At 62.8% G+C, this 26777-nt stretch carries 21 protein-coding genes; 14 read left to right on the top strand and 7 right to left on the bottom strand.

Annotated elements, in window-relative coordinates:
- Positions 1-67: 67 nt before the first annotated feature.
- The 5 genes from AU381_RS08730 to AU381_RS08710 all read left to right on the top strand — a co-directional run bounded on the left by AU381_RS08730 (position 68) and on the right by AU381_RS08710 (position 5719).
- On the top strand, positions 68-1075 hold the full coding sequence (locus AU381_RS08730) for a carbohydrate ABC transporter permease (RefSeq protein WP_064241335.1): 1008 nt from the start codon (positions 68-70) through the stop codon (positions 1073-1075).
- 1 nt (position 1076) lies between these two features.
- Positions 1077-2225 (top strand): carbohydrate ABC transporter permease, encoded by a 1149-nt coding sequence (locus tag AU381_RS08725; RefSeq protein ID WP_064241334.1) that lies wholly within the window; start codon positions 1077-1079, stop codon positions 2223-2225.
- 26 nt (positions 2226-2251) lie between these two features.
- Positions 2252-3907, top strand: a complete 1656-nt coding sequence (bglA, locus tag AU381_RS08720; protein ID WP_064241333.1) for a beta-galactosidase BglA — start codon at positions 2252-2254, stop codon at positions 3905-3907.
- A gap of 20 nt (positions 3908-3927) precedes the next feature.
- A complete protein-coding gene (locus AU381_RS08715) occupies positions 3928-5016 on the top strand; it encodes an ABC transporter ATP-binding protein (RefSeq protein ID WP_064241332.1) in 1089 nt (362 codons plus the stop codon).
- Between the two features lie 292 nt (positions 5017-5308).
- A complete protein-coding gene (locus AU381_RS08710; protein WP_162273410.1) occupies positions 5309-5719 on the top strand; it encodes a hypothetical protein in 411 nt (136 codons plus the stop codon).
- 164 nt (positions 5720-5883) lie between these two features.
- Here the strand turns inward: AU381_RS08710 and edd are convergent, their stop codons facing one another.
- The 5 genes from edd to AU381_RS08685 all read right to left on the bottom strand — a co-directional run bounded on the left by edd (position 5884) and on the right by AU381_RS08685 (position 12950).
- Complete coding sequence (gene edd / locus AU381_RS08705; protein ID WP_064241330.1) at positions 5884-7704, bottom strand: phosphogluconate dehydratase; 1821 nt, start codon at positions 7702-7704, stop codon at positions 5884-5886.
- 126 nt (positions 7705-7830) lie between these two features.
- Complete coding sequence (gene pgl, locus AU381_RS08700; RefSeq protein ID WP_064241329.1) at positions 7831-8529, bottom strand: 6-phosphogluconolactonase; 699 nt, start codon at positions 8527-8529, stop codon at positions 7831-7833.
- Positions 8530-8538: 9 nt separating this feature from the next.
- Positions 8539-10014 carry a glucose-6-phosphate dehydrogenase gene (zwf, locus tag AU381_RS08695; protein WP_064241328.1) on the bottom strand — a complete coding sequence of 492 codons (1476 nt, stop codon included), beginning with the start codon at positions 10012-10014 and terminating at the stop codon, positions 8539-8541.
- 196 nt (positions 10015-10210) lie between these two features.
- Positions 10211-11497, bottom strand: a complete 1287-nt coding sequence (locus tag AU381_RS08690) for an NAD(P)/FAD-dependent oxidoreductase (protein WP_082909731.1) — start codon at positions 11495-11497, stop codon at positions 10211-10213.
- Positions 11498-11513: 16 nt separating this feature from the next.
- Complete coding sequence (locus AU381_RS08685; protein ID WP_064241326.1) at positions 11514-12950, bottom strand: glutamine synthetase family protein; 1437 nt, start codon at positions 12948-12950, stop codon at positions 11514-11516.
- 213 nt (positions 12951-13163) lie between these two features.
- Between AU381_RS08685 and AU381_RS08680 the strand changes: the two genes are divergently transcribed.
- The 4 genes from AU381_RS08680 to AU381_RS08665 all read left to right on the top strand — a co-directional run bounded on the left by AU381_RS08680 (position 13164) and on the right by AU381_RS08665 (position 18934).
- Positions 13164-14348: a BaiN/RdsA family NAD(P)/FAD-dependent oxidoreductase gene (locus AU381_RS08680; protein WP_064241325.1), complete on the top strand. Its 1185-nt coding sequence runs from the start codon at positions 13164-13166 to the stop codon at positions 14346-14348.
- A gap of 326 nt (positions 14349-14674) precedes the next feature.
- Entirely contained in the window at positions 14675-14815 is a 141-nt protein-coding gene (locus AU381_RS30270; protein WP_164476173.1) for a hypothetical protein, read from the top strand.
- 350 nt (positions 14816-15165) lie between these two features.
- On the top strand, positions 15166-17691 hold the full coding sequence (locus AU381_RS08675) for a methyl-accepting chemotaxis protein (RefSeq protein WP_064241324.1): 2526 nt from the start codon (positions 15166-15168) through the stop codon (positions 17689-17691).
- A 367-nt stretch (positions 17692-18058) separates the two neighbouring features.
- On the top strand, positions 18059-18934 hold the full coding sequence (locus tag AU381_RS08665; protein WP_064241871.1) for a LysR family transcriptional regulator: 876 nt from the start codon (positions 18059-18061) through the stop codon (positions 18932-18934).
- Between the two features lie 181 nt (positions 18935-19115).
- On the opposite strand, the gene AU381_RS08660 is transcribed toward AU381_RS08665, so the two are convergent.
- Positions 19116-19355, bottom strand: coding sequence for an SMc00767 family acetate metabolism repressor (locus AU381_RS08660; protein WP_012706908.1), 240 nt, complete (start codon positions 19353-19355; stop codon positions 19116-19118).
- Between the two features lie 127 nt (positions 19356-19482).
- Entirely contained in the window at positions 19483-20772 is a 1290-nt protein-coding gene (aceA, locus tag AU381_RS08655) for an isocitrate lyase (protein ID WP_064241323.1), read from the bottom strand.
- 229 nt (positions 20773-21001) lie between these two features.
- Here aceA and AU381_RS08650 point away from each other — a divergent pair, with 229 nt between their 5' ends.
- From AU381_RS08650 to AU381_RS08630, 5 genes are all read left to right on the top strand, one after another.
- Positions 21002-22411 carry a helix-turn-helix domain-containing protein gene (locus tag AU381_RS08650; protein ID WP_064241322.1) on the top strand — a complete coding sequence of 470 codons (1410 nt, stop codon included), beginning with the start codon at positions 21002-21004 and terminating at the stop codon, positions 22409-22411.
- 256 nt (positions 22412-22667) lie between these two features.
- Positions 22668-23762: a polyamine ABC transporter substrate-binding protein gene (locus tag AU381_RS08645; protein WP_064241321.1), complete on the top strand. Its 1095-nt coding sequence runs from the start codon at positions 22668-22670 to the stop codon at positions 23760-23762.
- A gap of 130 nt (positions 23763-23892) precedes the next feature.
- The gene (locus AU381_RS08640; RefSeq protein ID WP_064241870.1) at positions 23893-25035 is read left to right on the top strand and encodes an ABC transporter ATP-binding protein; all 1143 of its coding nucleotides are present in this window, start codon (positions 23893-23895) and stop codon (positions 25033-25035) included.
- A 4-nt stretch (positions 25036-25039) separates the two neighbouring features.
- Positions 25040-25951 (top strand): ABC transporter permease subunit, encoded by a 912-nt coding sequence (locus AU381_RS08635; RefSeq protein WP_064241320.1) that lies wholly within the window; start codon positions 25040-25042, stop codon positions 25949-25951.
- Between the two features lie 3 nt (positions 25952-25954).
- Positions 25955-26776: an ABC transporter permease gene (locus AU381_RS08630; protein WP_064241319.1), complete on the top strand. Its 822-nt coding sequence runs from the start codon at positions 25955-25957 to the stop codon at positions 26774-26776.
- Position 26777 lies beyond the last annotated feature (1 nt).

Raw genomic sequence — 26777 nt, 5'->3', positions numbered from 1 at the left:
AAAAGCGATAGCCGCCGTCATGCGATGCGTCCGCTGTTCCGGCGGCGTTTGAGGGGAGGGATGTGTCATGCAGCTGGCCGCTGCCATTCTGACGATGATAGCCGGTGTCGCGGCCTGCGCGGCCTATTTCTGGGCCACCAGTCTCATTCTCGATTGGATTTTTCCTTCGAAGGGGCTGTCGGGCGCCGCCGCCTCCCGCAATCTGCGGATCACCAACGCCATCCGGCCGTGGCTGTTCCTGGCGCCGGCTTTGTTCGCGCTGACGATCTATCTCATCTACCCGGTGGTCCAATCCGTGTGGTTGAGCTTCCATGACCGGGGCGGCCAGAATTTCGTCGGGGCGCGCAACTACAACTGGATGATAAACGACGGTGAATTCCGCCAGTCGATCTTCAACAACTTCCTCTGGCTGCTGGTCGTTCCGGCGCTCTCGACCTTCTTCGGGCTGATCATCGCGGCCCTGACGGATCGCATCTGGTGGGGCAACATCGCCAAGACGCTGATCTTCATGCCGATGGCGATCTCCTTCGTCGGCGCGGCCGTCATCTGGAAGTTCATCTACGATTATCGGGCTGCCGGCTCCGAGCAGATCGGCCTCTTGAATGCGATCGTCGTCGCCTTCGGCGGCGAGCCGCAGGCCTGGATCACGCTGCCCTTCTGGAACAACTTCTTCCTGATGGTGATCCTCATCTGGATCCAGACGGGCTTTGCCATGGTCATCCTCTCCGCGGCACTGCGCGGCATCCCGGAGGAGACGATCGAGGCGGCGGTCATCGACGGCGCCAATGGCTGGCAGATTTTCTTCAAGATCATGGTGCCGCAGATCTGGGGCACGATCGCGGTCGTCTGGACCACCATCACCATCCTGGTGCTGAAGGTCTTCGATATCGTGCTGGCGATGACGAACGGTCAATGGCAGAGTCAGGTGCTCGCCAACCTGATGTTCGACTGGATGTTCCGCGGCGGCGGCGATTTCGGCCGCGGCGCCTCGATCGCCGTCGTCATCATGGTCCTCGTCATTCCGATCATGATCTGGAACATCCGCAACGCGACCAAGGAATCGGGAGGCCACTGAGATGAACCCGTCGACGCGTTCTCCGCTCACCTGGGCCGTCCATCTTTCGGTCCTGCTTCTGGTCCTTCTCTGGACCATGCCGACCGCCGGCCTGCTGATCTCCTCGCTGCGGGACAAGGACCAGCTCGCCGTCTCCGGCTGGTGGACGGCGTTGGCCACCTCGTCGCGCAACGACGTGGTACGCGCCCCTTCGGCCGAACACCAGGTCGAGCGGGATGGCAAGTTCGTGATCGCCGGCAATCTGCTCGAGGGGCAAGGTGGCGGCCAGATCTCCGCCTTCGGTTTTTCCAGCCGTGAGCCGGCGACGTTCAAACCCGGCGAGACGGCCGAGCTCAACGACGGCGAGCGACTGACGGTGCAGGCGGACGGCAGCTTCGAGATCGTCTCGGACAAGAAAATGGAAGGATCGCGCGGCCAGCGCATCTTCTATACCGCCGCGACGCCGCCGCGCTTCACGATCGACAACTACGTCGAGGTGCTAAGCGCGGCCGGCATCGGGACGTCGTTCCTCAACTCGCTGACGGTCGCGATTCCGTCGACGGTCATACCGATCCTGATCGCGGCCTTTGCGGCCTATGCGCTTGCCTGGATGCCTTTCCCGGGCCGCGCCATCCTGCTCGCCGTCGTCGTCGGCCTGCTGGTCGTGCCGCTGCAGATGTCGCTCATCCCTCTTCTGCAGCTTTATAACGGTGTGGGGGCCTTCTTCGGCGTGCCGGCCAAAACCTATATGGGCATCTGGCTCGCCCATACCGGCTTCGGCCTGCCGCTGGCGATCTATCTCCTGCGAAACTACATGGCCGGCCTGCCGCGCGAGATCATGGAGTCCGCCCGGGTCGACGGCGCCAGCGATTTCGACATCTTCGTCAAGATCATCATGCCCTTGTCGTTCCCGGCGCTTGCCTCCTTCGCCATCTTCCAGTTCCTCTGGACCTGGAACGATCTGCTCGTCGCCATCGTCTTCCTTGGCGCCGGTGAGGATTCACTGGTGCTGACCGGGCGTCTGGTCAACCTCCTGGGCTCCCGCGGCGGCAATTGGGAAATCCTCACCGCCTCCGCTTTCATCACCATCGTCGTTCCGCTGATCGTCTTCTTCACGCTGCAACGCTACCTCGTGCGTGGCCTGCTGGCGGGATCGGTCAAGGGCGGCTGACATTCAAGACAGGACTTCGAATTCGCATGAACAAGACTGAAACGACCGGCGCAATCCTGGCGGCCGACAAGGACTGGTGGCGCGGCGCGGTGATCTATCAGATCTACCCGCGCTCCTTCCAGGACACCAACGGCGACGGCATCGGTGATCTGAAGGGGATCACCGCCCGGCTGCCGCATGTGGCGGCGCTCGGCGCCGACGCCATCTGGATCTCGCCCTTCTTCACCTCGCCGATGCGCGATTTCGGCTACGATGTCTCCAACTACACAGATGTCGACCCGATCTTCGGTACGCTCAAGGATTTTGATGCGCTGATCGCCGAAGCCCATCGCCTCGGCCTTCGCGTGATGATCGACCTTGTCCTGTCGCACACTTCCGACCAGCATCCCTGGTTCGTCGAGAGCCGCTCCAGCCGCAGCAACACGAAGGCCGACTGGTATGTCTGGGCCGATTCCAAGCCGGATGGCACGCCGCCGAACAACTGGCTGTCGATCTTCGGCGGCTCCGCCTGGGCCTGGGACCCGACGCGGCTGCAATATTACCTGCACAACTTCCTGACGTCCCAGCCCGACCTCAACCTGCACAACCGGCAAGTGCAGGAGGCGCTTCTCGACGTCGAGCGTTTCTGGCTGGAGCGCGGCGTCGACGGTTTCCGCCTCGACACCATCAATTTCTATTTCCACGACAGGGAGCTGCGCGACAACCCGGCGCTGGCGCCGGAGCGGCGCAACGCCTCGACCGCGCCGGCCGTCAACCCGTACAACTACCAGGAACATATCTACGACAAGAACCGGCCGGAAAACCTGGAATTCCTGAAGCGCTTCCGCGCCGTCATGGAGGAGTTTCCGGCGGCAGCGGCCGTTGGCGAGGTCGGCGACAGCCAGCGTGGCTTGGAGATCGCCGGCGAATACACCTCGGGCGGCGACAAGGTGCAGATGTGCTACGCCTTCGAGTTCCTGGCGCCGGATCCCCTGACGCCGGAACGCGTCGCCGAGGTGTTGCGCGATTTCCAGAAGGTGGCGCCGGAAGGTTGGGCCTGCTGGGCCTTCGCCAACCACGATGTCGTGCGCCATGTCAGCCGCTGGGGCTCCGGCGTCGCCGATCACGCCGGCCACGCCAAGCTGCTTGCGAGCCTGCTCATGTCGCTGCGCGGCTCGGTCTGCATCTACCAGGGCGAGGAACTGGCGCTGCCGGAAGCGGAACTCGCCTATGAGGACCTTCAGGATCCTTACGGCATTCAATTCTGGCCCGATTTCAAGGGGCGCGACGGCTGCCGCACGCCGATGGTCTGGGAAAGCCTCCCGGACGGCGGCTTCAGCAGCGCGAAGCCGTGGCTGCCGATATCGGAGGCTCACCTTCCGCAGGCGGTCGCCATCCAGGAGGGTGACCCGGCTTCGGTGCTCGAGCACTATCGCCGCTTCCTCCATTTCAGGAAGGCGCATCCGGCCTTCGCCAAGGGTGGTATCGAGTTCGTCGAGACGCGGGCACCGCTCCTCGGCTTCATCAGGATCCACGGCAACGAGAGGCTCTTCTGCCTTTTCAACATGAGCGAGGAGCCCGCGGCCGCGGACCTGCCAAGCGAAGACGTCGAGCCGCTCGAAGGCCACGGCTTCATCGCTGATATAAAGGACAACAAGATCAGTCTTCCGGCCTGGGGCGCGTTCTTCGCGCGCCTCGCCTAGAAAACCGAGGGGAGGGTGCAATGACGGGTCTGCTGCTTAAAGACATTCGCAAGTCCTACGGGGCGGTCGATGTCATTCACGGCATCAACCTCGACATCAAGCAGGGCGAGTTCGTCGTCTTCGTCGGGCCGTCCGGCTGCGGGAAATCGACGCTGCTCAGGATGATCGCCGGGCTCGAGGAGATCACCGGCGGCGACATGTATATCGACGGCGAGCGGGTCAACGATGTACCGCCGTCGCAACGCGGCATTGCCATGGTGTTCCAGTCCTATGCGCTCTACCCGCATATGACCGTCTACGACAACATGGCCTTCGGCATGCGGATCGCCAAGGAATCGAAGCAGGAGATCGATCGCCGCGTCCGCTCGGCCGCAGAGATGCTCCAGCTCACCAAATATCTCGACCGCCTTCCGAAAGCGCTCTCCGGCGGCCAGCGCCAGCGCGTGGCGATCGGTCGGGCGATCTGCCGCAATCCGAAGGTCTTCCTCTTCGACGAGCCGCTGTCCAACCTCGACGCGGCGCTTCGCGTCGCCACGCGCATCGAGATCGCCAAGCTCAGCGAGCGGATGGCCGATACGACGATGATCTACGTCACCCATGACCAGGTGGAGGCGATGACGCTCGCCGACCGTATCGTGGTCCTCTCCCTCGGTCATATCGAGCAGGTCGGGGCTCCGCTCGAGCTCTACGAGCGCCCGGCGAACCTCTTCGTCGCCCGCTTCATCGGCTCCCCGGCCATGAATGTCATCCCCGCGACGATCACGGCGACCGGCGCGCAGACGGCCGTGACGCTTGCGGGCGGCAAGCCCGTGACGCTCGACATTCCGACCAACGCGTCCGAAGCCGGCAAGAAGGCGAGCTTCGGCGTGCGGCCGGAGGACCTGCAGGTGACTGACGGCCAGGACTTCCTCTTCGAGGGCACGATTTCGATCGTCGAAGCGCTCGGCGAGGTGACGCTGCTCTACATCGAAGGCCTCGTCGACAACGAGCCGATCATCGCCAAGATACCCGGCATCCTCAAGGTCGGCCGCGGTGACAAGGTTCGGTTCACCGCCGACAAGGCCAAGCTTCATCTCTTCGACGCGGACGGACGCAGCTATCGCGCGTAGACCGCATTGGGGAAGGGCTAGGCGCAAATGCCCCTCACCCTAACCCTCTCCCCGTTCTGACGGGGAGAGGGGACTAAGGCGGCGCCGCGATTCCCCTTCGCCCCGCTTGCGGGGAGAAGGTGCCGGCAGGCGGATGAGGGGCAATTTCAAGTACAAACAGAGTTACTGTCTCCCTTGAAAACCATCCCCGATGCTTTCGGCTGGATTATGCGCATTCCCATTCCCGCGCCAAACTCTCTGTTAAATTTCATGGGCTAGCTTGGCCGCAATTGGAATGCGAAAGGTGAGTCCCATGAGTGGTGCGGCCCCCGTTATGCCCCGGCACTTTCTCAACAAGGAAGAGTCGTTCATGTATGATCGGGAGGCGAATTTCCCGATGGAGGATACGCGCAACGACGCCCGGATCGAATTTACCGAGAAGGGGATGCAGAACCTTTCGTCGCGCCGCTGCGAGATCATCAAGCTGTCGAAAAGCAGCGCCGTGATCGGCATCGTGACGAAGTTCCAGCTGCCGCAGAATTTCTATCTGGACATCCCGAGCGCCCGCATTCCGTTGATCGGCTGCCTGTTGAAGCGGGTCCACGCCAACAACCTCATCGAGGCTCGGTTCCTGCGGCTATTGAGCGACCGCGATCTCAACCGGATCTTCGTGTACAGCACCCATCCGAACCACCGCAACCGCACGCTCGACATCTATCGCTGACCGCGGAAAACTCGATCGACGGGTGATCGAGCTCCGTTGACGTCGGCGCGCGCGGGAGGGCCGACTGCATCGAGGGCGTCGATGTGCTCGCGCCCGAAGCCGAACGTTATGACGGCCGGAGTGGCATGCCCACCATTCGCGTGAGGCTGCGATTGCGCCGCGCCTCAGTGAAACAGGACGCTTCCACCGTTGTCGGCCGCACCGGCGATCTGGCGGAACGGCGCGAATAGCTCGCGGCCCATGCCGAACTCGTTGTCGGAGAGGTCGATATGCGCCGGCACGCGCGTCTTCAGCGCGATGTCCTCGATCTTGACCTCGATCGTTCCTTTGATCGCGTCGATGCGGATGATGTCGCCCTCCTGAATGCGGGCGATCGGTCCGCCGTCCTTTGCTTCGGGCGTGACGTGGATGGCTGCCGGCACCTTGCCCGACGCGCCGGACATGCGGCCATCGGTAACGATTGCCACCTTCTGCCCACGATCCTGCAGGATGCCGAGCACCGTCGTCAGCTTGTGGAGTTCCGGCATGCCGTTCGCCTTGGGGCCCTGGAAGCGCACGACGGCGACGAAATCGCCTTCGAGCTTGCCTGCCTTGAAGGCGGCGTTGAGCTCGGCCTGATCGTTGAAGATCTTGGCGGGGGCCTCGATGACATGGCGTTCCGGCTTGACGGCCGAGATTTTGATGACCGCCTTGCCGATATTGCCGGTCAGCATCTTCAGACCGCCCGTATGCTGGAACGGCTGGTCGATGGTCGCCAGCACCTTTGGATCGGCGCTCTCCTCTGGCGCCGGCTCACGCTGGACTGTGCCGTTGTCGCCGAGCCTCACGTCGATCGCATAGGCTTCGAGTCCCTGGCCGTAGACGGTCCGGACATCGTCGTGCAGCAGGCCCTTCTTCAGTAGCTGTGCGATGAGGAAGCCCATGCCGCCGGCCGCGTGGAAGTGGTTCACGTCGGCAAGCCCGTTCGGATAGACGCGCGCGAGAAGCGGAACGATGTCGGAAAGTTCCGAAATGTCCTGCCAGGTGAGCACGATGCCCGCGGCGCGTGCCATGGCGACGAGGTGCATGGTGTGGTTGGTCGAGCCGCCGGTCGCATGCAGGCCGACGACGCCGTTGACGATCGACCGTTCGTCGATCATTTCGCCGGCCGGCGTGAATTCGTTGCCCATGGCGGTGATCGCCAGCGCCCGCTTCGCCGCCTCCTTGGTGAGCGCGTCGCGAAGCGGCGTGCCGGGATTGATGAAGGAGGCGCCGGGCAGGTGGAAGCCCATGATCTCCATCAGCATCTGGTTGGAGTTGGCGGTGCCGTAGAAGGTGCAGGTGCCGGGGCCGTGATAGGACTTGGACTCCGCCTCGAGCAGTTCGTCGCGGCCGACCTTGCCCTCGGCGAAGAGTTGCCGGACCTTGGCCTTTTCGTCGTTCGGCAGGCCTGAGGTCATCGGCCCGGCGGGAACGAAGACGGCCGGCAGGTGGCCGAAGGTCAGCGCCGCGATCACCAGGCCGGGCACGATCTTGTCGCAGACGCCGAGATAGACGGCCGCGTCGAACATGTTGTGAGACAGCCCGATGCCGGCGGCCATGGCGATCAGGTCGCGCGAGAAGAGCGACAGCTCCATGCCGGGCTGTCCTTGCGTGACGCCGTCGCACATTGCCGGCACGCCGCCGGCGACCTGCGCCACCCCGCCCGCTTCGCGGGCGGCCTCGCGGATCAGCGCCGGATAGGCCTCGAACGGCTGATGCGCCGAAAGCATGTCGTTATAGGAGGTGATGATGCCGAGGTTCGGAACGCGGTCGCCGGCGAGCGCCTCCTTCTCGGCGGGGGAACAGACGGCAAATCCGTGTGCGAGGTTGCCGCAGCCGAGCACGCTGCGGTGCGGTCCGTTCGCCGCGGCGCTACGGACGCGTTCGAGGTATGGTTCGCGATAGGGCCTCGAACGCTCGACGATACGGGCGGTAATGGCGGCAATGCGGGAATCGGCGGACATGGCACATCCTGTTCCGGAGTCTCAGGACTCCTTGGTCTTCATCCTGTCATCGGCTAACAGCGGCAATGCTTCCAAGCGGCGCGTGTCGCTGTACGCTTCGAACTGCTTTTATCTTGCCCGGACGCGTTACGGCGCCCAGTAGATCTGCAGCGGCGATGCCGCCCGCCCCAGCACGGCGCGGATCGGCATTTCGGCCTCCTCGCCCGAGGCTTGCGCCCGGGCAAGGACCTCCTTCTTTCCCTCACCCTCGATATGCAGGACGAGATATCCGGCATCCTGAAGGCTCGAGAAAGTAAAGGTGAGGCGGGTTTCACCGGCCCCGTCGGCCTCCATCGTGATCACGCCGCGTGGAGTCGCCGGATCGAGCGCCTCCTCAAGACGCGTGCCGCCGGGAAAGAACGAGGCCGTATGCCCGTCCGTTCCCATGCCGAGCACAACAACGTCGAAAGGGGCAGGAATAGCGGCCGTTTTCTCGGTTGCGATCGCAGCCGCATCCTCGGCCGTCGCCGCAGCGTGATAGAGCGGCACGAACTGCGCCGCGGCCGCATTGTTCTGAAGCAGGTTGGCCGCGACGAGCGCGTGGTTGGAACGGTCGCTTTCCGGCGGCACGAACCGCTCGTCGACGAGCGTGATCGTCACCTTCGCCCAATCGATGTCGCGCCCAGACAGGGCGCGGAAAAAGGCTTTCGGCGTCGAGCCGCCCGAAACCGCGATGCTCGCCTTGCCGCGAGCCGCAATCGCCGCGGCAAGCCTGGCGCTGAGGGCATCGGCAAGCCCCTCTGCCAGGGCCGCAGCATTGTCGAATTTGTGCAGGATTGCGCTCATGGGCCGGTCCTAGATCGTATCGTTCCAGGTGCGGCCGTCGCGTTCGATGAGCGCGATCGCCTGGCTTGGCCCCCAGGTGCCGGCCGTGTAACCCTGCACCTGCTGTCCTGCCGTTTCCCAGGCCTTGAGGATCGGATCGATCCATTGCCAGGCGGCCTCCACCTCGTCGCGGCGCACGAACAGCGTCTGGTTGTTGCGGATGACGTCGAGCAGCAGCCGCTCATAGGCGTCGGCGTTGCGCACGCCGAAGGCCTCGGCGAAGCTCATGTCCAGCGGCACGTTCCTGAGGCGCATGCCGCCCGGTCCCGGGTCCTTGATCATCAGCGACTGCTTGACGCCCTCGTTCGGCTGCAGGCGGATCATCAGCTGGTTGGCGGAGATGCGCCCGGCGCTGTTGTCGAAGATCGAGTGCGGAATCTGCTTGAAGGTGATGACGATCTCCGACATGCGGCCGGCCATGCGCTTGCCGGTGCGGATGTAGAACGGCACGCCGGCCCAGCGCCAGTTGCTGATCTCCGCCTTGATCGCGACGAAGGTCTCGGTGTTGGAAACGCCGCCTTCGAGCTCTTCAAGGTAACCCTTGACCGGCCCGCCGGCCGAGGCGCCGGCGCGATACTGTCCACGAACCGTGACCTGCTCGACATTGGCAGCAGTGATCGGCTTCAGGGCTCTCAGCACCTTGAGCTTCTCGTCGCGTACCGCTTCCGCGTCCATCGAGGTCGGCGCCTCCATCGCGACGAAGCAGACGAGCTGGAGGATATGGTTCTGCACCATGTCGCGCAGCGCCCCGGCCTTGTCGTAGTAGCCGGCCCGATTTTCCAGGCCTACCGACTCGGCGACGGTGATCTGCACGTGGTCGATATGGGCAGAATTCCACAGCGGCTCGTAAAGCGCGTTGGCGAAGCGCAGCGCCATCAGGTTCTGCACCGTCTCCTTGCCGAGATAGTGGTCGATCCGGAAGATCTGCTCTTCGCGGAACACCTTGCCGATCGTGTCGTTCAACTCCGTCGCGGAAGCGAGATCGCGTCCGATCGGTTTTTCGACGACGATGCGGGTGTTCTTGGTGATGAGCTTGTGATCGCGGATCCTTTCCGAGATATCGCCGAAGATCGCCGGCCCGACGGCGAGATAGAAGGCGCGGGTACGATCCTTGCTTTCTTCCAGCAATTTCTTGAGATCGTCCCAGCCCTGTTCGGACTTCGCGTCGACAGAGACGTAGTAGAGCCGGGACGTGAACTTCTCCACCTCGACCTCGTCGAACTCGCCCGGCTTCAGGTGTTCCCTCAGCGCATCGGTCGCAAATGTCCGATATTCTTCATGGCTGAGCGCTGCACGAGAGGCGCCGATGATTCGCGTTGGCTCGGTGAATTGGCCTTCCATTTGCCGGTGGTAGAGGGCCGGCAACAGCTTGCGCTCCGCAAGATCGCCGGTGCCGCCGAACACGACATAATCAAACGGTTCGACAGGAATGATCTGGCTACTCATGGAATGTCTCGATCTGTTTCAGGTCAGGGGCAGGTATAATCTAATCGATTTAAAAGCGCTAGGGTGCAACGCAACAAAATCGTACCTGCCCGACTTTTCCAACGCATGACGCCTTCGTTGAACCACTTCAAGAAGTCGGGACTTGGTCAAACACCTGCAGCACCGCGCGTCTTTTCGGACGCACAACCATGCGGCTCTAGAGCCGATCGCGCAAGGCATACCAGCTCAGTGCGAGGAAGAGTAGGGCCGATCGGAAGCGTGTTCCGCCGGGGAAGGCTGGTATCTTCAAGTCCTTGAGGAGATCCAGTTCCGTCGCACTGCCGAGTGCGAGATCGGCATAAAGCTTGCCGCAATAGTTGGAGAGCATGACACCGTGGCCGGAATAGCCGCCGATGCTCGTCACCCCCGGCATGACTTCGCGGAAGAAAGGCTGGCGCGGCATGGTGATGCCGACCGAGCCGCCCCAGGCATGGGTGATCTCGACATTGGCGAGTGCCGGATAGATCTCGCGGATCTGGCGTCGAATGTGGCTGGAAATGTCGCGCGGATTGTCGGCGGTATAGGCTTCGCGCCCGCCGAACAGCAACCGGCCGTCCTTCGACTTGCGGAAGTAGCGCACGACGAAACGCGAGTCGTCGACGGATTCGCCACCCGGAAGAATCTCCGGATGGTCCGTCAGCACCGGAGTCGCGCCGATGAACGATCGGATCGGCATGACGTGGCTTGCGGTCACCGGCTCGAGATTGCCGATATAGGCGTTGCAGGCGATGAGCACCCGTTCCGCAGTGATCGTGCCCCGACTGGTCTCGATGACCGCCGCGCCACCCTTTTTCTCGACCTTCAGCGCCTTCGTCTGTTCGTAGAGATTGGCGCCGGCAAGGGCAGCCTGTTTTGCCAGGCCAACCAGCAGCTTCATCGGATGGATATGGCCCGTGCCGGTGTCCCTGATGCCGAAGTGATAGTGGCTCGAACCAAGCCGGCTCGCCGTCTCCTCGCGGCCCATGAACGAGAGATGCGGATAGCCGAACCGCTCCGCCATCGCCTCGACATGGCTTCGATAGTCGTTCTCGAGGCTTTTCTTGTGGCCGACGGAGAGCTGGCCGGGCACGAACTCGATATCGATCCCGTGCGCGCTCGCGAAATCGAGCACGTAGCGCTTGGCGTTCTCCGCCATGTCGAAAAGCAATTGCGCCCGCTCGTGTCCGAGCACCTCTTCCGCCTCGTCGGCCCAGGCGCGCTGGCCCGTGCCGAATTGACCGCCGTTCCGCCCAGAGGCGCCGTCGCCGCAGCGGCAGGCATCGATCAGCGTCACGTCGGCGCCGCCCTTCGCGAGGTTGTAGGCTGCCTGCAGCCCGGTATAGCCGCCGCCGACGATGGCGACGTCCGCCCGGCGAGAACCCGGCATTGCGGGATAGGCGGGCCTATCCGGGACGGTCGCCTCATACCAGGAAATTCCGGGCGAGATCGGGCTTTGCCAGTGCATCGATACGCTTTCCGACTCAGACATTCAGGAGCAGGAATTCGCGTTCCCACGGGCTGATGACCTGCATGAAAGTCTCGAACTCGCCGCGCTTCACCCCGGCATAGATGGCGATGAACTCGGCGCTGAAGACCTCCGCAAGCGACGGCGCCGATTCGAGCAGCGAAACGGCTTCAAGCAGGCCGCGCGGCAGATCGATTTCGCCCTCATTGGCGGTATCTTCCGAGGGGGGCGTCGGCTGCAGGCCCTCCATGATGCCGAGATAGCCGCAGCCGAGCGAGGCGGCGAGCGCCAGGTAGGGGTTCGCATCGGAGCTCGGCAGGCGGTTCTCGATGCGTCTCGCGACCGGGTCCGATACGGGAATACGGAACGCCGTCGTCCTGTTGTCGTAGCCCCACGCCGTATTGACCGGCGCCGACATGTCCGGCGTCAGGCGTCGATAGGAATTGACGTAAGGCGCCATCATCGACAACGTCTTCGGCACGTAGTGCTGCATGCCGCCGAGGAAGGAGAAGAACTCCTTGGAAGGTGAGCCGTCCGGGCTGGAGAAGATATTGCGGCCGGTCTCTATATCGATGACCGATTGATGGATGTGCATCGCCGACCCAGGCTGGCCCTGCATCGGCTTCGCCATGAAAGTGGCGTAGATGCCGTGCTTCAGCGCCGCTTCGCGGATGGTGCGCTTGAACAGGAACACCTGGTCGGCGAGTTCGATCGGATCGCCGTGTCTCAGATTGATTTCGAGCTGCGCCGGTCCCTCTTCATGGATCAGCGTGTCGATCTCGAGACCCTGCTTTTCCGAAAAATGGTAGATGTCGTCGATCAATTCGTCGAATTCGTTGATGCCGGCGATCGAATAGCCCTGGCCGCCGAGAATGGAGCGGCCGGAGCGGCCCTTCGGCGGGCGCAGCGGATAGTCCGGGTCGTCGTTCTGGGCGACGAGGTAGAATTCGATCTCGGGCGCGACGACCGGTTTCCAGCCCTTCTGCCGATAGAGGTCCACGACGCGCTTAAGGACATTGCGCGGTGTGTAGCTGATCTGCTCGCCCTGCGAGCCGACGATGTCGCAGATCACCTGCGCCGTCGGGTCGCTCTCCCACGGGACGATGGAAATGGTCGACAGATCTGGTACCAGCTTGATGTCGCTGTCGCGGGAGTCGTAGCGGAACTGCCCGGTTTCCTCCGGGTACTCGCCGGAAATCGTGTGGCGGTAGATCGCCGATGGCAGCGCCAACGAGGTGTTGGAGGTGAATTTCGAGGTCGGCATCATCTTGCCGCGCGGCACGCCGGCAAGGTCGGGCGTGATGCATTCTATATCTTCAATGCCGCGGATCTTCAGCCAGTCGACCGCGTCCTTCCAGGTCTTGACGCCCCGGGGGGCATGCAGGGCGAGGGGAACTCCTGAACTCTTGCTGACCTTTGCTGTCTGTTGTGCAACGCTTCTCTTGGAAGACATAAATCACCGGATTCTGCTTCGGATAGCGCATCATAACCGCCCGTTGCCAATTGGCTACTGCATGTTTCCGTAAATCGCGTCCGATTTGCGGACATGAACATGCAGCATCTCGAAGTGCCACTGTGCGTCTGACAAGGGCGCTGTCGCGATGCTCCGCGATTGACTTTTCGCCGGCGGCCGGAAAGGAAGGCGAGAAACGCGAAGAGGGTTTCCGTGATCGAGAAGCAGGATGTGGTGATCATCGGGGCGGGTGCCGCCGGCATGATGTGCGCGATCGAGGCGGGAAGGCGCGGCCGCCGCGTCGTCGTCATCGACCACGGCAAGGCGCCGGGCGAGAAGATCCGCATTTCAGGCGGCGGCCGCTGCAATTTCACCAATATCCATGCGGCTCCGAAGAACTTCCTTTCCGACAATCCGCATTTCTGCAAGTCGGCGCTTGCCCGCTACCGGCCGCAGGATTTCGTGTCGCTCGTCGAGCAGCACGGCATCACCTGGCACGAGAAGACGCTGGGGCAGCTTTTCTGCGACCATTCGGCCAAGGACATCATCCGCATGCTCCTTACGGAGATGAAGGAAGCAGGAGCAACGCTGCGCCTCGAGACGGCGATCACTGCGGTGGAACGGATCGCCTCGGGTTTCCGCGTCACCACGAGCGCCGGGACGATCGATGCCGGATCGCTGGTGATTGCGAGCGGCGGCAAATCGATCCCGAAGATGGGGGCGACCGGTCTTGCCTATCGCATCGCCGAGCAGTTCGGTCTGCCGGTCGTCGAGACGCGGCCGGCACTGGTCCCCTTTACGCTCGATCCTGACCAGCTTGCCAAGCTCGGGGCGCTTGCCGGCGTCGCGGCCGATGCCGAGGTGCGCTTCGGCAAGGTTGCCTTTCGCGAGGCGGTGCTCATCACCCATCGCGGCTTGAGCGGGCCGGCGATTTTGCAGATCTCCTCCTATTGGCGCGAGGGCGCGGAGATCGTCCTGCGATTGATGCCCGACATCGACATCGCCTCGATCCTCAAGGGCATGCGCCGCACGAGCGGACGCCAGGCGGCGCAGACCGCCCTTGGCGATATCCTGCCGCGACGGCTCGCGCATTTCTTTGCCGAGGAGGCAAAGCTCGCCGGGCGCCTGCTCGCCGATCTCTCGGACAAGGCGATCGACGCGCTGTCGGCTTCCATTCAGGCCTGGGCCTTGAAACCCGCGGGGACGGAGGGCTACCGGACCGCCGAAGTGACGCTCGGCGGGATCGATACGCGCGCCCTCGACTCGCGGACCATGCAAGCGACGAACATCCCCGGCCTCTATTTCATCGGCGAATGCGTCGACGTGACCGGCTGGCTCGGCGGCTATAATTTTCAATGGGCCTGGGCTTCCGGCTTCGCCGCGGGTCAAGACGTGTAACGCCTGCGTAAAATTGGTGATTTGCGTCTTCAGCCATTGTTAAGGGAAATAGTCGAACCTGCTTTCAAATGGCTCCACAGCCGGCAGAGGACTGCAGCGCCGCGCGTCTTAATCAGACGCACAAAGTCACTGTAGCACTTTGAATCGCTGCATGTTTTTGTCCTTGAATCGAGGTCGATTTAAGGAGACATGCAGTAGCGGAACGGTCCACAGAAAGAGACCGGACTGTTTCCTTTTCAAGGCCTTTCCTCAGCCGCAGGATGGTTGCACCATGTCGCGTATGGCAAGACCGGGCTGGTCCTGCCGAGGAGTAAGGATAGGATGCCATGACTGAAGATCGTCGCCGTCCCCGCGCCATCGCCGTCGCCCGATCCGATGAGCGCCGCTCTCAAGGTGAGCTGATCGCCTTCACCGCGACTTTGGCGCTTTTCGCGGCCGCAGCTTTGGCAATTTTCTCCTTCCTCTGATCTTCCCCTTTTTCCGTGATCGGAAGCCATTCGCAGGCGGCCTGCCGCGGTGCGAGAACAGCCTTCACGGCGCCGGTTGAGACCGCTCCGGTGAGATCGCCTTCCGGCGAACGCCGCGCTTATAAGAATCTTAATCGTTGAAACCGAATATGGCCGAAATGAATCCGTCAGGTCCTCACCGCCCGAAGCGGTGCGGTCCCGCAATGATTGCCGATGGATTGGCGGCGTGCGCCGCATGACTTCCGAAAAAACATCAGCCTGTTTGCGCATCGGGTGGTGTCCAAGCGTTCTGTTCGGACGCTTGACGCCATTGGGGGAGCCAAACGCGCGCTGGGAGCCAAGGTGTTTTCATGTTCATTGACAGGATTCTTGCCCGCTTCAAGATCCAGACGAAGGTTCTGTTCTTCATCCTGCCGTTCGTCGTCAGCATCACGGCGGTCGGTATCACCGGCCTCTATGCCTCGGGCCTGCTGCAGGGCCGCATGGAAATCTCGAACAGCGTCCTGCAGACGCTGAGCGGCTTCAAGGACGTCTATGCCGGGATGAACCAGTTCCTGCACGAGACCACCGAGGAGAGCCGCAAGGCGGTCCAGGACACGATCGCCGCGCAGAAGGAGGTCCTGGCCGACACGGCTGCGCAGGTCGCAGGAGGAAGCGGCGAAGACGAACTGGCCGCCGCAATCGCTGCGACCAGCGACGTCGAGGCGCGCATCGACGGGCTCTGGACGCTGCATGAGGGTGAACAGAAGCTGCGCGCGGCGACGAAGGCCAATCTCGAGAAGTTGGCCGCCCAGCAGGTGAAGATCAACGATGAAACGAACCAGCTGCAATATGCGGTGCGCAAGGACGAGAACGCGGCAAAAACGATGCTGCGGAACGCCGAAAAGCTCCTGCGCGCGAGCCGTTTCTATACGGAATTCGCCACGGAGGTCAGCAGAGCGATAACTGTCGAAGAAAAGCTGAAGACTGCAGCGGACCGCTTCCCGGTCATCGGCCGCACGCAGCGCGACATTTTCACCCTGCTGCCCAAGGGCGAAAAGTCTCTCGCCGAAACCGTCAATTCGGCTTCTGGGGCGATCGGCGGGCTGATCAGGGCGCCGGCCGGCCCAGAAACGCTTGCCACCCTTGCGAAATTCGTGGATCGTTTCCGGAACGCCAGCTTCCGCCTGGAGGCCGCCTCCGTCGGGAAGATGCGCGAGGCGACGCAAATCTTCGCGCAGCTCGACGGCAAGATTGCCGCGACGGAGTCCGTCCTGACCGCCACGCGCCGCCTGTCCGTCTCGATCACCGATATCCAGATTGCCACGGCGGCATTTCTCGGCAACACGACCGAGGAGAATCGCCAGAAGCTTCTGGACAAGTTCCTGGCCGTCCAGGCCAACATCACGACCTTGCGCGGCATCGCCAAGGACATGAGCTTCTTCGATGCAACTGCGGAAATGATCGTGCCGGTCATCAACGCGATGAAGAAGGACGGCGTTTCGCTGGTCGAAATCACCGACAAGCGGACGGTGGAGTTCAACGCCGCCGGCGCATCGATCGACGAGATCTGGAACGATCTCACCGGGTTTGCCGAGCAGCAGAAGGTCGCCGCCGGCACGGAACGCGAGGAAGCCAACCAGATTTCGGTCGCCGCCACCGTAGCCGGCGTCGTGATCGCGCTGCTCGCGGGGATCGCCCTGACCCTGACTCTGAAGCGGCCGATCGGACAGATCACTGCGGCCATGCGCCGGCTCGCCGACGGCATGCTCGATACGGCGATTGACGGCGATGCGCGGCGCGACGAGATCGGCGACATGGCGCGTGCGCTCGGCGTCTTCAAGGAGAATGCCCTTTCGAAGGTGCGCATCGAAGCAGAGAGCGCGGAAGAACGTGCCCGTGCCGAAGCCGAGCGCAACCGCAACGATCGGGACAAGCGCGAGCTCGACCGGCAGATCGATCTCGCCGTCAGCGAACTCGCGGCCGGCCTCGGACGGCTTTCCCAGGGGGATCTCTCCCAGCAGATCCAGGTGCCTTTCCACGGACGCCTGGAGCAGTTGCGGCAGGACTTCAACGGCTCGCTCATCCGCCTGCAGGACACGCTGGCGCAGATCCGCGGCAATGCCCAGGCGATCCAGCAGAGCGGCGCCGACATGCACCATTCCGCCGATGCGCTGTCACGGCGCACGGAGGCACAGGCCGCCTCGCTCGAACAGACGGCGGCCGCCGTCGACCAGATCACTGCGACAGTGCGCTCCTCGGCGGAGCGCGCCCATGAGGCGAACCAGGCGGTTGCCGAAACCAAGCGGAGCGCCGACAGTTCGGCGACCGTGGTTGCCAATGCCATCGCCGCGATGGGCCGCATCGAGGATGCTTCTCGCCAGATCGAACAGATCATCGAGGTGATCGACGACATCGCCTTCCAGACCAACCTGCTCGCCTTGAACGCCGGCATCGAGGCGGCGCGGGCCGGCGAAGCGGGCAAGGGCTTTGCGGTCGTCGCCCAGGAGGTTCGCGAATTGGCGCAGCGCTCGGCCGAGGCAGCGCGGGAAATCAAGGGCCTGATCAACAAATCGACGGACGAGGTCAGTTCCGGCTCGCTGCTCGTCAAGGAGACGGGCGCGGTGCTCGCCTCGATCAGCGCGCAGATCGTCACCGTCAGCCAGCATGTCGACATGATCGCCACCGCAAGCCGCGATCAGGCGACGGCGCTGCATGAGGTCAACGGCTCCGTCAACCAGATGGACCAGATGACCCAGCAGAACGCCTCGATGGTCGAGGAGGCGACCGCCACCAGCCGTGCGCTGGCGACGCAGGCCGATACGCTGATGATGCTGGTCGAGCAATTCCGCCTGGAACCGGAGAGCGGAGCCGGCCAGGTTTATCGTGCCGCATAGCGGGCCGGGAACGTTCCTCGGCCACAACGCAATACAGCGCCGCGCATCATCATGCGCGGCGTCGTCGTTTGATCAGAACGTGGTTCCTATGGCGCCATGCACTGGGTGCCCTCGCAATCACCGCGCCTCTCGGCCGGCCGCGGTCTGCGAAAGAGCGCGGCGAACATGTGTTCCGCGAACGTTTCGGTTCGGACTTTCGATCGGGGCTCGAATTGTTCGTCCCAGCGGCGGTTTCTCGAGGCCATTTCGAACAATAAGGCCATTGCCATCATATCCATGGTGATGCTCCTTCTCTCTTGGGCATCTCCTCTTTTATGCATCCGAAACTGTTTTACATACAGTCGATTTCCCCATACATTTTTCAATGATGAAAAACACGGATTGGGATGTCTATCGCTGTTTCATGACAGTGGCGCGCGGCGGCGGGCTGACCGGCGCGGCGCAGGCGACGGGGTTGAGCCCCGCCACGATCGGCCGGCGGATGCTGGAACTCGAGGAGCGCACCGGGCGCGCTTTGTTCGTCCGGAGCCAGACCGGCTACACGCTGACAGCCGAGGGCCGTTTCCTGTTCGAGCAGCTGCAGGAGATGGAGGCGGCGGCCCGCAAGGTGGAAAGCTGGCAGAGGGAGGGCGAGGGCGCCACGGTCGTCCGCATTGCGGCCGGCACCTGGGGGTCGTGGCTGATCGCCGAAAACTTCCCGGCGATCTGCACGGAACGCGACACGTTCGCCATCTCGCTCTCGATCGGCGAGGCGCGGGCAAGTCTCGCCTATCGGGAGAGCGACATCGGCATTCGCGCCTTCGAACCGGAGGAGACCTACCTCGCCTCGCGGCCAGTCGGCGAGGTCGCCTATGCCGCCTATCGCCAGAAAAACGCCCCCGGCGGATCGGATCGCTGGGTCGCCGTCGCCGAAGAGGAGGCCCTTTCGGCCTATCTGCGCTGGCCGCACGAAAACGCACCCGGCCGGATCGTGGCAACCGTCAGCCGCCCCCGATCCCTGCTCGACCTGGCTCGCGCCGGGGCCGGCAAGGCGGTGCTGCCCTGTTTCGTCGGCGATCTCGATCCTCAATTGGAAAGGGCGGGCGACGAGATCGGGCCGCTCCGGCATCGGCAATGGATCGTCATGAACAATGAAGACCGCCACCGGCGGGATATTCGAACCGTCGTCGATCGCATGACACGGTTGCTCCGCAGCCATGCGGATCTGTTTGCCGGCAAGCGGCCACGTCGGAATGCCGCATGACCGTAGAATGCGCATCGGCCGGCGTTGCGCCGGCCGACACGCCCTGCGCTTTCAGTCGCTCAGTTGAGATCAGATCTGTCGAGAACCCGAACCTGGAGAGCCTGCATACTATAGTGCCGGAGCTCCTGCCACACGGCAACGCCAAGCATGAGCGCGGCCGCGGCCGTCATGAGCGTCGCCATCAGGACCTGCCCTGGGTGACGATGACCGGGATCAACAGGTCGCCCCAGTTGCCGCCGCCGCCGTGGTGGCGTGCCGAGCGCACCAGTTCGACCGAGACGCCGGCCTCGACCGCCTTCATGACCGACTGGTTGAGGCGGTGCAGGTCGTTGGCGACCATGCGGATCGCTGCCTGTTGGTCCGGGGTCATGGCCGATGACTGTTCCTCGGCTCGTTCCTTGACGCGTGTCTGTACTGTCATTGGAGTGCTCCTTCAAAGGTTAGAGCCGGACGCGGAAGAACCATTTTCGTCTCCCGCTTGCGGTTCAAGGATTTCAATGTTTCGGGACGCGCAACGGGCAGGGATGTCGCGCGCCCCGGCCTTGCATTCATTCTGCCGCCGGGCGGAACTGGTCGTGTTCGGTCGATTCCTTCATCGCCGTCGTCGACGACAGGCCGCCGGTGATCGCCAGCGACACGGCGTCGAAGTAGCCGGTGCCGACTTCGCGCTGATGCTTGGTCGCCGTGTAGCCGTTCGCCTCGGCCGCGAACTCCGCTTCCTGCAGCTCCGAATAGGCGGCCATCTGCCGGTCCTTGTAGCCGCGCGCCAGTTCGAACATGCCGTAGTTCAACTGGTGGAAGCCGGCGAGGGTGATGAACTGGAACTTGTAGCCCATGGCGCCGAGCTCGCGCTGGAACCTGGCGATCGTCGCGTCGTCGAGGTTCTTCTTCCAGTTGAACGACGGCGAGCAATTATAGGCGAGCAGCTTGCCCGGATGCGCCTTTTGCACGCCTTCGGCGAACTTGCGCGCCTGTTCGAGATCCGGCTTGGAGGTCTCGCACCAGATGAGATCGCAATAGGGCGCATAGGCGATCGCGCGGGCAATGCAGGGCTCGATCCCGTTCTTCACCTGGTAGAAGCCTTCCACCGTGCGGCCGGCATCGTAGTCGACGAAGGGCCGGTCGCGCTCGTCGATGTCCGAGGTGAGGAGCTTCGCGGCTTCCGCATCGGTGCGGGCGACGACCAGCGTCGGCGTGCCCATGACGTCGGCGGCAAGCCGCGCAGCGTTGAGGTTGCGGATATGGGCCGCGGTCGGGATCAGCACCTTGCCGCCGAGATGACCGCACTTCTTTTCAGACGCAAGCTGGTCCTCATAGTGGACGCCCGCCGCACCGGCCTCGATGAAGGCCTTCATGATCTCGAAGGCGTTGAGCGGCCCGCCGAAGCCGGCTTCCGCGTCGGCGACGATCGGCGCGAACCAGGTCTCGACCGAAAGGCCTTTTCCTTCCGCCGTTTCGATCTGGTCGGCGCGCTGAAGCGTGCGATTGATCCGCTTCGCCAGTTCCGGCGCCGCGTTGGCCGGATAAAGCGACTGGTCCGGATACATGGCGGAGGCGGTATTGGCGTCGGCAGCGACCTGCCAGCCGGAGAGGTAGATCGCCTTCAAGCCGGCGCGAACCATCTGCATCGCCTGGTTGCCGGAGAGTGCGCCGAGCGCATTGACGAAGTCCTCCTCGTGAATGAGCTTCCAGAGGCGGTTCGCGCCCATCTCCGCAAGGGAATGACGGATCTCGACCGAGCCCCTGAGCCGCTTCACGTCCTCGGCGGAGTAAGGCCGCTCGATGCCGTCGAAACGGCCCTGGGGTGCGCTCGGAACGAGTTTGTAAAAATCAGTCATGCTTTTCTCCTCGTCAAAATCGTGAGCTCTACAACTTTTGTCTTAGCTCGCATCGGGTCACGCCTTCTATATGACAGTTTTTACATTGCACTGCATAAACGAGCCACATCTATTCCTGCATTGCCGGTATTAAAGGGGTTATCTTGTCTTGTGTTTGACAATGCGAAGCAGTAAACATGTAAATCTTGTCAAAACAACTTTGACGAAAAAGCTGTCAAGGGAGTGACAAATGGCCGAGAACAAGATCTTCGCCGGACCCCGCGTCAGGCGAATCCGCAACGGCCTTCAGCTGACGCAGACGGCGATGGCGGAGGCGCTCGGCATCTCGCCGTCCTACCTGAACCTCATCGAGCGCAACCAGCGGCCTTTGACGGTGCAGCTTCTGCTGAAGCTCGCCTCTGTCTACAAGGTCGACCTGGACGAATTGCAGGGCGAGGCGGGCGGCAGTCTCACCCAGTTGCGCGAGGTTTTTGCCGATCCGCTGCTTGCCGGCGAGCTTCCGGGAGATCAGGAACTGATCGAGGTGACCGAAGCGGCCCCGAATGTGTCGGGCGGCGTCGTCAAGCTCTATCGAGCCTATCGCGAACAGGCTTCGCGCCTGAAGGACCTGGCGGAGCTTCTTGCGGGGCAGGGGCACATGGCGACGCTTGCCGACACCCGGCTGCCGATCGACGAGGTCCGCGAAACCTTCGAGGCGCGGCCGAACCATTTCGCCCGGATCGAAGAGGCCATCGAGGCGTTCCATATCAGCCTGTCGCCCGGCGACGACCTTGTGAGCGGGCTGAAGGCCTGGCTGAAAAGGGAACACGGCCTCGTCGTGCGGACGCTCCCGGTACATGTAATGCCGAATCTCCGCCGCCGTTTCGACCGCCACTCGATGCGCCTGTTCATTTCCGAGCGGCTGTCGCCCTTCGATCAGACGCTCGAAATCGCCATGGAGGTCGCATCGATCGCTTGCCACGAGGCGATCGTGGCGGAGCTCGACCAGATCCATTTCACGAGCGCGGAGGCGCGCCGCATCGGCCGCTTCGAACTCGCGCGTTATGCGGCCCATGCGCTGATGATGCCCTACGCGGCCTTCCATGCGGCAGCTCATCGGGCGAAATACGATATCGATCTCCTCAGGGCACGCTTCCAGGTATCGTTCGAGCAGGTGGCCAATCGGCTGACGACGTTGCAGCGGCCCGGCGCCGCCGGCGTTCCGTTCTTCCTCATGGAAATCGACAACGCCGGACATCGTCTGCGCCGCGCCGGCGCTCAGGGCTTTCCCCATGCCCGCTTCGGCGGCGCCTGCCCGAAGCTCAACATCCATGCGGCCTTCGCGGTTCCGGGGCAGATTCTTGTCGATCGCGTGGAAATGCCCGACGGCAGCGAGTTCCTGACCGTCGCCCGGACGGTCGAAGGACCCCAGGCCGCTTTTCAGGAGCGGGTCAGACGCACCGCGCTGCTGATCGGTTGCGATGCCGGCTTCGCGCAGGAGACGGTTTATGGGGCCGCGCGCCTGCCGGCGATAGCGGTCGGCCCGGTCTGCCGCCTCTGCGAGCGCCAGGGCTGCCTGGCACGCGCCGAGCCGCCCGTCACACGGCCACTCGGTCTCGACGAGATGGCGACGGGCTTGAGCGTGTTCGATTTTCAATAGCGGCGCGTTGCGGCCGAGGCGGATGGAGGCGACCTGCGTCGCCGCCACCGGCGAGGGCGGGCAGGTCCATAAGTCCCGGATTTTGCTTGTGCTTGCGAAAAAGTAACCGACTCGGGGATGGCAGGATTGCCCGTGCGAAAGCGCTTGAGCTTATTGAAAAACATGCCTAACTTCGGCTTCGCTACGAACAACAGACAGGGCGCAACCGCGCGAAAAATGGGCGACTTGTCTCGAACCGATAAATGAGGGGAGTTGTATGTCCAAACTCATCGTCGCAACCTTGGCGGCCGCAATGCTGGCGGGGTCGGCCATGGTCGCTTCCGCCCAGGAGCGGGTCGTCAACGTCTATAACTGGTCGGATTACATTGACGACAGCATCCTCCAGGATTTCACCAAGGAGACCGGCATCAAGGTCGTCTATGATGTCTTCGACTCCAACGAAATCCTGGAAACCAAACTGCTTGCCGGCGGCTCCGGTTACGACGTCGTGGTGCCGACGGCGAGTTTCCTGCAGCGCCAGATCGCCGCAGGCGTGTTCCAGAAACTCGACAAATCTAAGCTGCCCAATCTCTCGAACATGTGGGACGTGATCATGGACCGTACGGCCAAGTACGATCCCGGCAACGAATATGCCGTCGACTACATGTGGGGCACCACCGGCATCGGCTACAATGTCGACAAGATGAAGGAGATCCTCGGCACCGACGCCAAGCCGAACTGGGATGTCATCTTCAATCCCGAGATTGCGGCGAAGTTCAAGGATTGCGGCATCCATTTGCTCGACTCGCCGACCGATATCATGCCATCGGCGCTTGCCTATCTCGGCCTCGACCCGGACAGCCACGAGGCGGCTGACCTTGAAAAGGCCGCCGACCTGCTCTTGAAGGTCCGGCCCTATATCCGCAAGTTCCACTCGTCGGAATATATCAATGCACTGGCAAATGGCGACATCTGCCTGGCTGTCGGATTTTCCGGCGATATCTTCCAGGCGCGCGACCGTGCGGCCGAGGCGAAGGCCGGCGTCACGGTAGATTATTCGATCCCCGCTCAGGGGGCGCAGATGTGGTTCGACATGCTGGCGATCCCCGCCGATGCGCCGCATGTCGGCGAGGCGCACGAATTCATCAACTACCTGATGAAGCCGGAGGTTATCGCCAAAGCCTCGAACTACGTTTTCTACGCCAATGGCAACAAGGCCTCGCAACAGTTCCTCGACAAGGAAGTGCTCGAAGATACGGCCATCTATCCGTCGGACGAAGTGATGCAGAAGCTCTTCACTACGACGCCGTTCGAGGCCAGGGAACAGCGGGTATTGACCAGGCTCTGGACGAAAATAGTCACCGGTCAGTAAGAGCCGAAACGAATTGCCCGGACCTCAGGTCCGGGCAATTTTCTTGAGAGCGGGTTGCAAAAACGGTTCAGCCCGCAGCGGATGGGCGCCACGGCACTGCGCCCACCGGTTGTGGCATTCGGGGTTAATGATGAAGTCTCTCGGTAGTATCCGGCGTTCCTTCGCACCATGGGCGGACCCCGCCTCCAAGCCATTCATTTCCGTCAGGAACGTGACCAAGAAGTTCGGCGACTTCACCGCCGTCGACGATCTTTCGCTGAACATCTACACGCGCGAGTTCTTCGCGCTGCTCGGCGCTTCCGGTTGCGGCAAGTCGACCCTGTTGCGCATGCTCGCCGGCTTCGAGCAGCCGACCTCCGGCGAAATCATCCTCGATGGCCAGAATCTCGCCGGCATCCCGCCCTACCGGCGGCCCGTCAACATGATGTTCCAGTCCTACGCGCTGTTCCCGCACATGACGGTCGAGAACAACATCGCCTTCGGCCTGAAGCAGGACGGCATGCCGAAGGCGGATATCGCCGAGCGCGTCGCGCAGATGCTGAAGCTCGTCAAGCTCGAGAAATTCTCCCAGCGCAAGCCGCATCAGCTGTCCGGCGGCCAGCGGCAGCGCGTGGCGCTTGCCCGTTCGCTGGCCAAGCGGCCCAAGGTGCTGCTGCTCGACGAGCCGCTCGGTGCGCTCGACAAGAAGCTGCGCGAGGAGACGCAGTTCGAGCTGATGGATCTGCAGCAGGAACTCGGCCTCACCTTCGTCATCGTCACCCATGACCAGGAAGAAGCGATGACCATGGCCGACCGCATCGCCGTCATGAGCCACGGCAAGGTCGTCCAGGTGGCGACGCCGGCGGAAATCTACGAGGCGCCGAATTCGCGCTTCGTTGCCGACTTCATCGGCGACGTGAACCTGTTCGACGGCACGGTGACCTCGGCCGAAGGCGGTTCCGTCCGGATCGAGACGACCGGCGGCATTCCGCTTCGCATGGCCTCGGCGGAGAAACCGGCAAATGGTGCCAAGGCCGCTGTCGCCATTCGTCCGGAAAAGATCAGGATCAGCCGCCAGCCACCCGCCCATGCACCGATCAATGCGGCCGAGGGCGAGATCTGGGACATCGGCTATCTTGGCGACATGACCGTCTTCCACGTCCGCCTCAAGGACGGCAAGGTCGTCAAGGCCTCTGCGCTCAATGCCGTGCGCGCCGTCGAGGATCCGCTCGGTTACGACCAGCAGGTCTGGGTCTCGTTCGGCGAAGATGCCGGCGTGGTGCTGAAGGACTGAAGCCATGGCCAAACTTTCCTCAGCCCTCGCCAGCCGCCTGGTGATCATCGTCCCCTATGCCTGGCTCTTGTTCTTCTTCCTCATTCCCTTCTTCATCGTCTTGCGCATCTCGCTTTCGCAGACGACGGTCGCGATGCCGCCCTATACGCCGGTCTTCGATCTGGCAGGCGGGCTCGCGGGCATTCTGGACAAGGTCCGCGAATTCTCCGTCGACAACTACGTCTGGCTGACCGAGGACGCCCTCTATTTTAACGCCTATGTGTCGAGCCTCGTCATCGCCTCCATCTCGACGATCCTGACGCTGCTGATCGGTTATCCGATCGCCTACGGCATGGCCAAGGCGCCGCCCGCGATCCGGCCGACGCTGCTGATGATGGTGATCCTGCCGTTCTGGACAAGCTTCCTGATCCGGGTCTATGCCTGGATCGCCATCCTGAAGCCGGAGGGGCTGCTCAATCAATTTCTGATCGCGATCGGCGTTATCGATCAGCCGCTGATCATCCTCAATACCAACTCGGCGATCTATATCGGCATCGTCTATTCGTACCTGCCGTTCATGGTACTGCCGATCTACTCGGCGCTCGAGAAGATGGACCACTCGCTGATCGAGGCCGCCCAGGATCTTGGCTGTACCCCGATCAGGGCCTTCTGGCGCGTCACCTTCCCGCTGTCGCTGCCGGGCGTCGTCGCGGGCTGCCTGCTGGTCTTCATCCCGGCTGTCGGCGAGTTCGTCATTCCCGACCTGCTTGGCGGCTCGGAAACGCTGATGATCGGCAAGACGCTGTGGAGCGAATTCAATTCGAACCGAGACTGGCCGGTATCGTCGGCGGTTGCGATCATCCTGCTGATGATCCTCGTAGTCCCGATCGTCTATTTCCAGAACGTCCAGGCCAAGGCCGATAGCGAGGGCAGATAGGACATGGAAAAATGGTCCCGCTTCAACATCGCCTCCGTCGTCCTGGGGTTCGGCTTTCTCTACCTGCCGATCGTGCTTCTGGTGATCTTCTCCTTCAACGAGTCGAAACTGGTGACGGTCTGGGCCGGCTTTTCGACCAAGTGGTATAGCCAGCTCTGGCACAACCAAGGGCTCCTCGATGCCGCCTGGGTGACCATCCGCGTCGGGCTGCTGTCGGCCACCTGCGCGACGGTTCTCGGCACATTGGCGGCGCTCGCGCTGGTGCGCTATTCGCGCTTCCGCGGCCGTGTGCTTTTCTCCGGTATGGTCTATGCGCCGCTGGTCATGCCGGAGGTGATCACCGGCCTGTCGCTGCTGCTGCTCTTCGTCGCGATCGGGTTCGATCGCGGTTTCTGGACGATCACGCTCGCACACATCACCTTCACGATGTGCTTTGTCGCAGTGGTCGTACAGTCGCGCCTGTTGAGCTTCGACCAGTCGATCGAGGAGGCGGCGCTCGATCTCGGCGCGACGCCTGTGCGGACCTTCTTCGCCATCACCCTGCCGGTGATCGCCCCGGCGGTGTTTTCAGGCTGGGTCCTGGCCTTCACGCTGTCGCTCGATGACCTCGTCATATCGAGCTTCACCACCGGGCCAGGCGCGACAACGCTGCCGATGAAGATCTACAGCCAGGTGCGCCTTGGCGTGACGCCGGAGATCAATGCGATCTGCACCATCCTGATCGGTATCGTGGCGCTGGGCGTCGTCGTCGCTTCGATCGTCACCAAGCGGCGAGAGGTCCAGCGGGAAAGGGATGAGCGCGCCGCCATTGCGGCGATCGGATGAC

The sequence above is a fragment of the Sinorhizobium glycinis genome (genome assembly GCF_001651865.1).
Lineage (GTDB): Bacteria > Pseudomonadota > Alphaproteobacteria > Rhizobiales > Rhizobiaceae > Sinorhizobium > Sinorhizobium glycinis.
This window is presented reverse-complemented; position numbering and strand designations above follow the sequence as displayed.

Excerpts from the sequence above, each read along its gene's own strand:
- AU381_RS08730 (WP_064241335.1), top strand. The coding sequence starts at position 68 with ATGCAGCTGGCCGCTGCCATTCTGACGATGATAGCCGGTGTCGCGGCC.
- AU381_RS08725 (WP_064241334.1), top strand. The coding sequence starts at position 1,077 with ATGAACCCGTCGACGCGTTCTCCGCTCACCTGGGCCGTCCATCTTTCG.
- bglA (WP_064241333.1), top strand. The coding sequence starts at position 2,252 with ATGAACAAGACTGAAACGACCGGCGCAATCCTGGCGGCCGACAAGGAC.
- AU381_RS08715 (WP_064241332.1), top strand. The coding sequence starts at position 3,928 with ATGACGGGTCTGCTGCTTAAAGACATTCGCAAGTCCTACGGGGCGGTC.
- AU381_RS08710 (WP_162273410.1), top strand. The coding sequence starts at position 5,309 with ATGAGTGGTGCGGCCCCCGTTATGCCCCGGCACTTTCTCAACAAGGAA.
- edd (WP_064241330.1), bottom strand. The coding sequence starts at position 7,704 with ATGTCCGCCGATTCCCGCATTGCCGCCATTACCGCCCGTATCGTCGAG.
- pgl (WP_064241329.1), bottom strand. The coding sequence starts at position 8,529 with ATGAGCGCAATCCTGCACAAATTCGACAATGCTGCGGCCCTGGCAGAG.
- zwf (WP_064241328.1), bottom strand. The coding sequence starts at position 10,014 with ATGAGTAGCCAGATCATTCCTGTCGAACCGTTTGATTATGTCGTGTTC.
- AU381_RS08690 (WP_082909731.1), bottom strand. The coding sequence starts at position 11,497 with ATGCACTGGCAAAGCCCGATCTCGCCCGGAATTTCCTGGTATGAGGCG.
- AU381_RS08685 (WP_064241326.1), bottom strand. The coding sequence starts at position 12,950 with ATGTCTTCCAAGAGAAGCGTTGCACAACAGACAGCAAAGGTCAGCAAG.
- AU381_RS30270 (WP_164476173.1), top strand. The coding sequence starts at position 14,675 with ATGACTGAAGATCGTCGCCGTCCCCGCGCCATCGCCGTCGCCCGATCC.
- AU381_RS08675 (WP_064241324.1), top strand. The coding sequence starts at position 15,166 with ATGTTCATTGACAGGATTCTTGCCCGCTTCAAGATCCAGACGAAGGTT.
- AU381_RS08665 (WP_064241871.1), top strand. The coding sequence starts at position 18,059 with ATGAAAAACACGGATTGGGATGTCTATCGCTGTTTCATGACAGTGGCG.
- AU381_RS08660 (WP_012706908.1), bottom strand. The coding sequence starts at position 19,355 with ATGACAGTACAGACACGCGTCAAGGAACGAGCCGAGGAACAGTCATCG.
- aceA (WP_064241323.1), bottom strand. The coding sequence starts at position 20,772 with ATGACTGATTTTTACAAACTCGTTCCGAGCGCACCCCAGGGCCGTTTC.
- AU381_RS08650 (WP_064241322.1), top strand. The coding sequence starts at position 21,002 with ATGGCCGAGAACAAGATCTTCGCCGGACCCCGCGTCAGGCGAATCCGC.
- AU381_RS08645 (WP_064241321.1), top strand. The coding sequence starts at position 22,668 with ATGTCCAAACTCATCGTCGCAACCTTGGCGGCCGCAATGCTGGCGGGG.
- AU381_RS08640 (WP_064241870.1), top strand. The coding sequence starts at position 23,893 with ATGAAGTCTCTCGGTAGTATCCGGCGTTCCTTCGCACCATGGGCGGAC.
- AU381_RS08635 (WP_064241320.1), top strand. The coding sequence starts at position 25,040 with ATGGCCAAACTTTCCTCAGCCCTCGCCAGCCGCCTGGTGATCATCGTC.
- AU381_RS08630 (WP_064241319.1), top strand. The coding sequence starts at position 25,955 with ATGGAAAAATGGTCCCGCTTCAACATCGCCTCCGTCGTCCTGGGGTTC.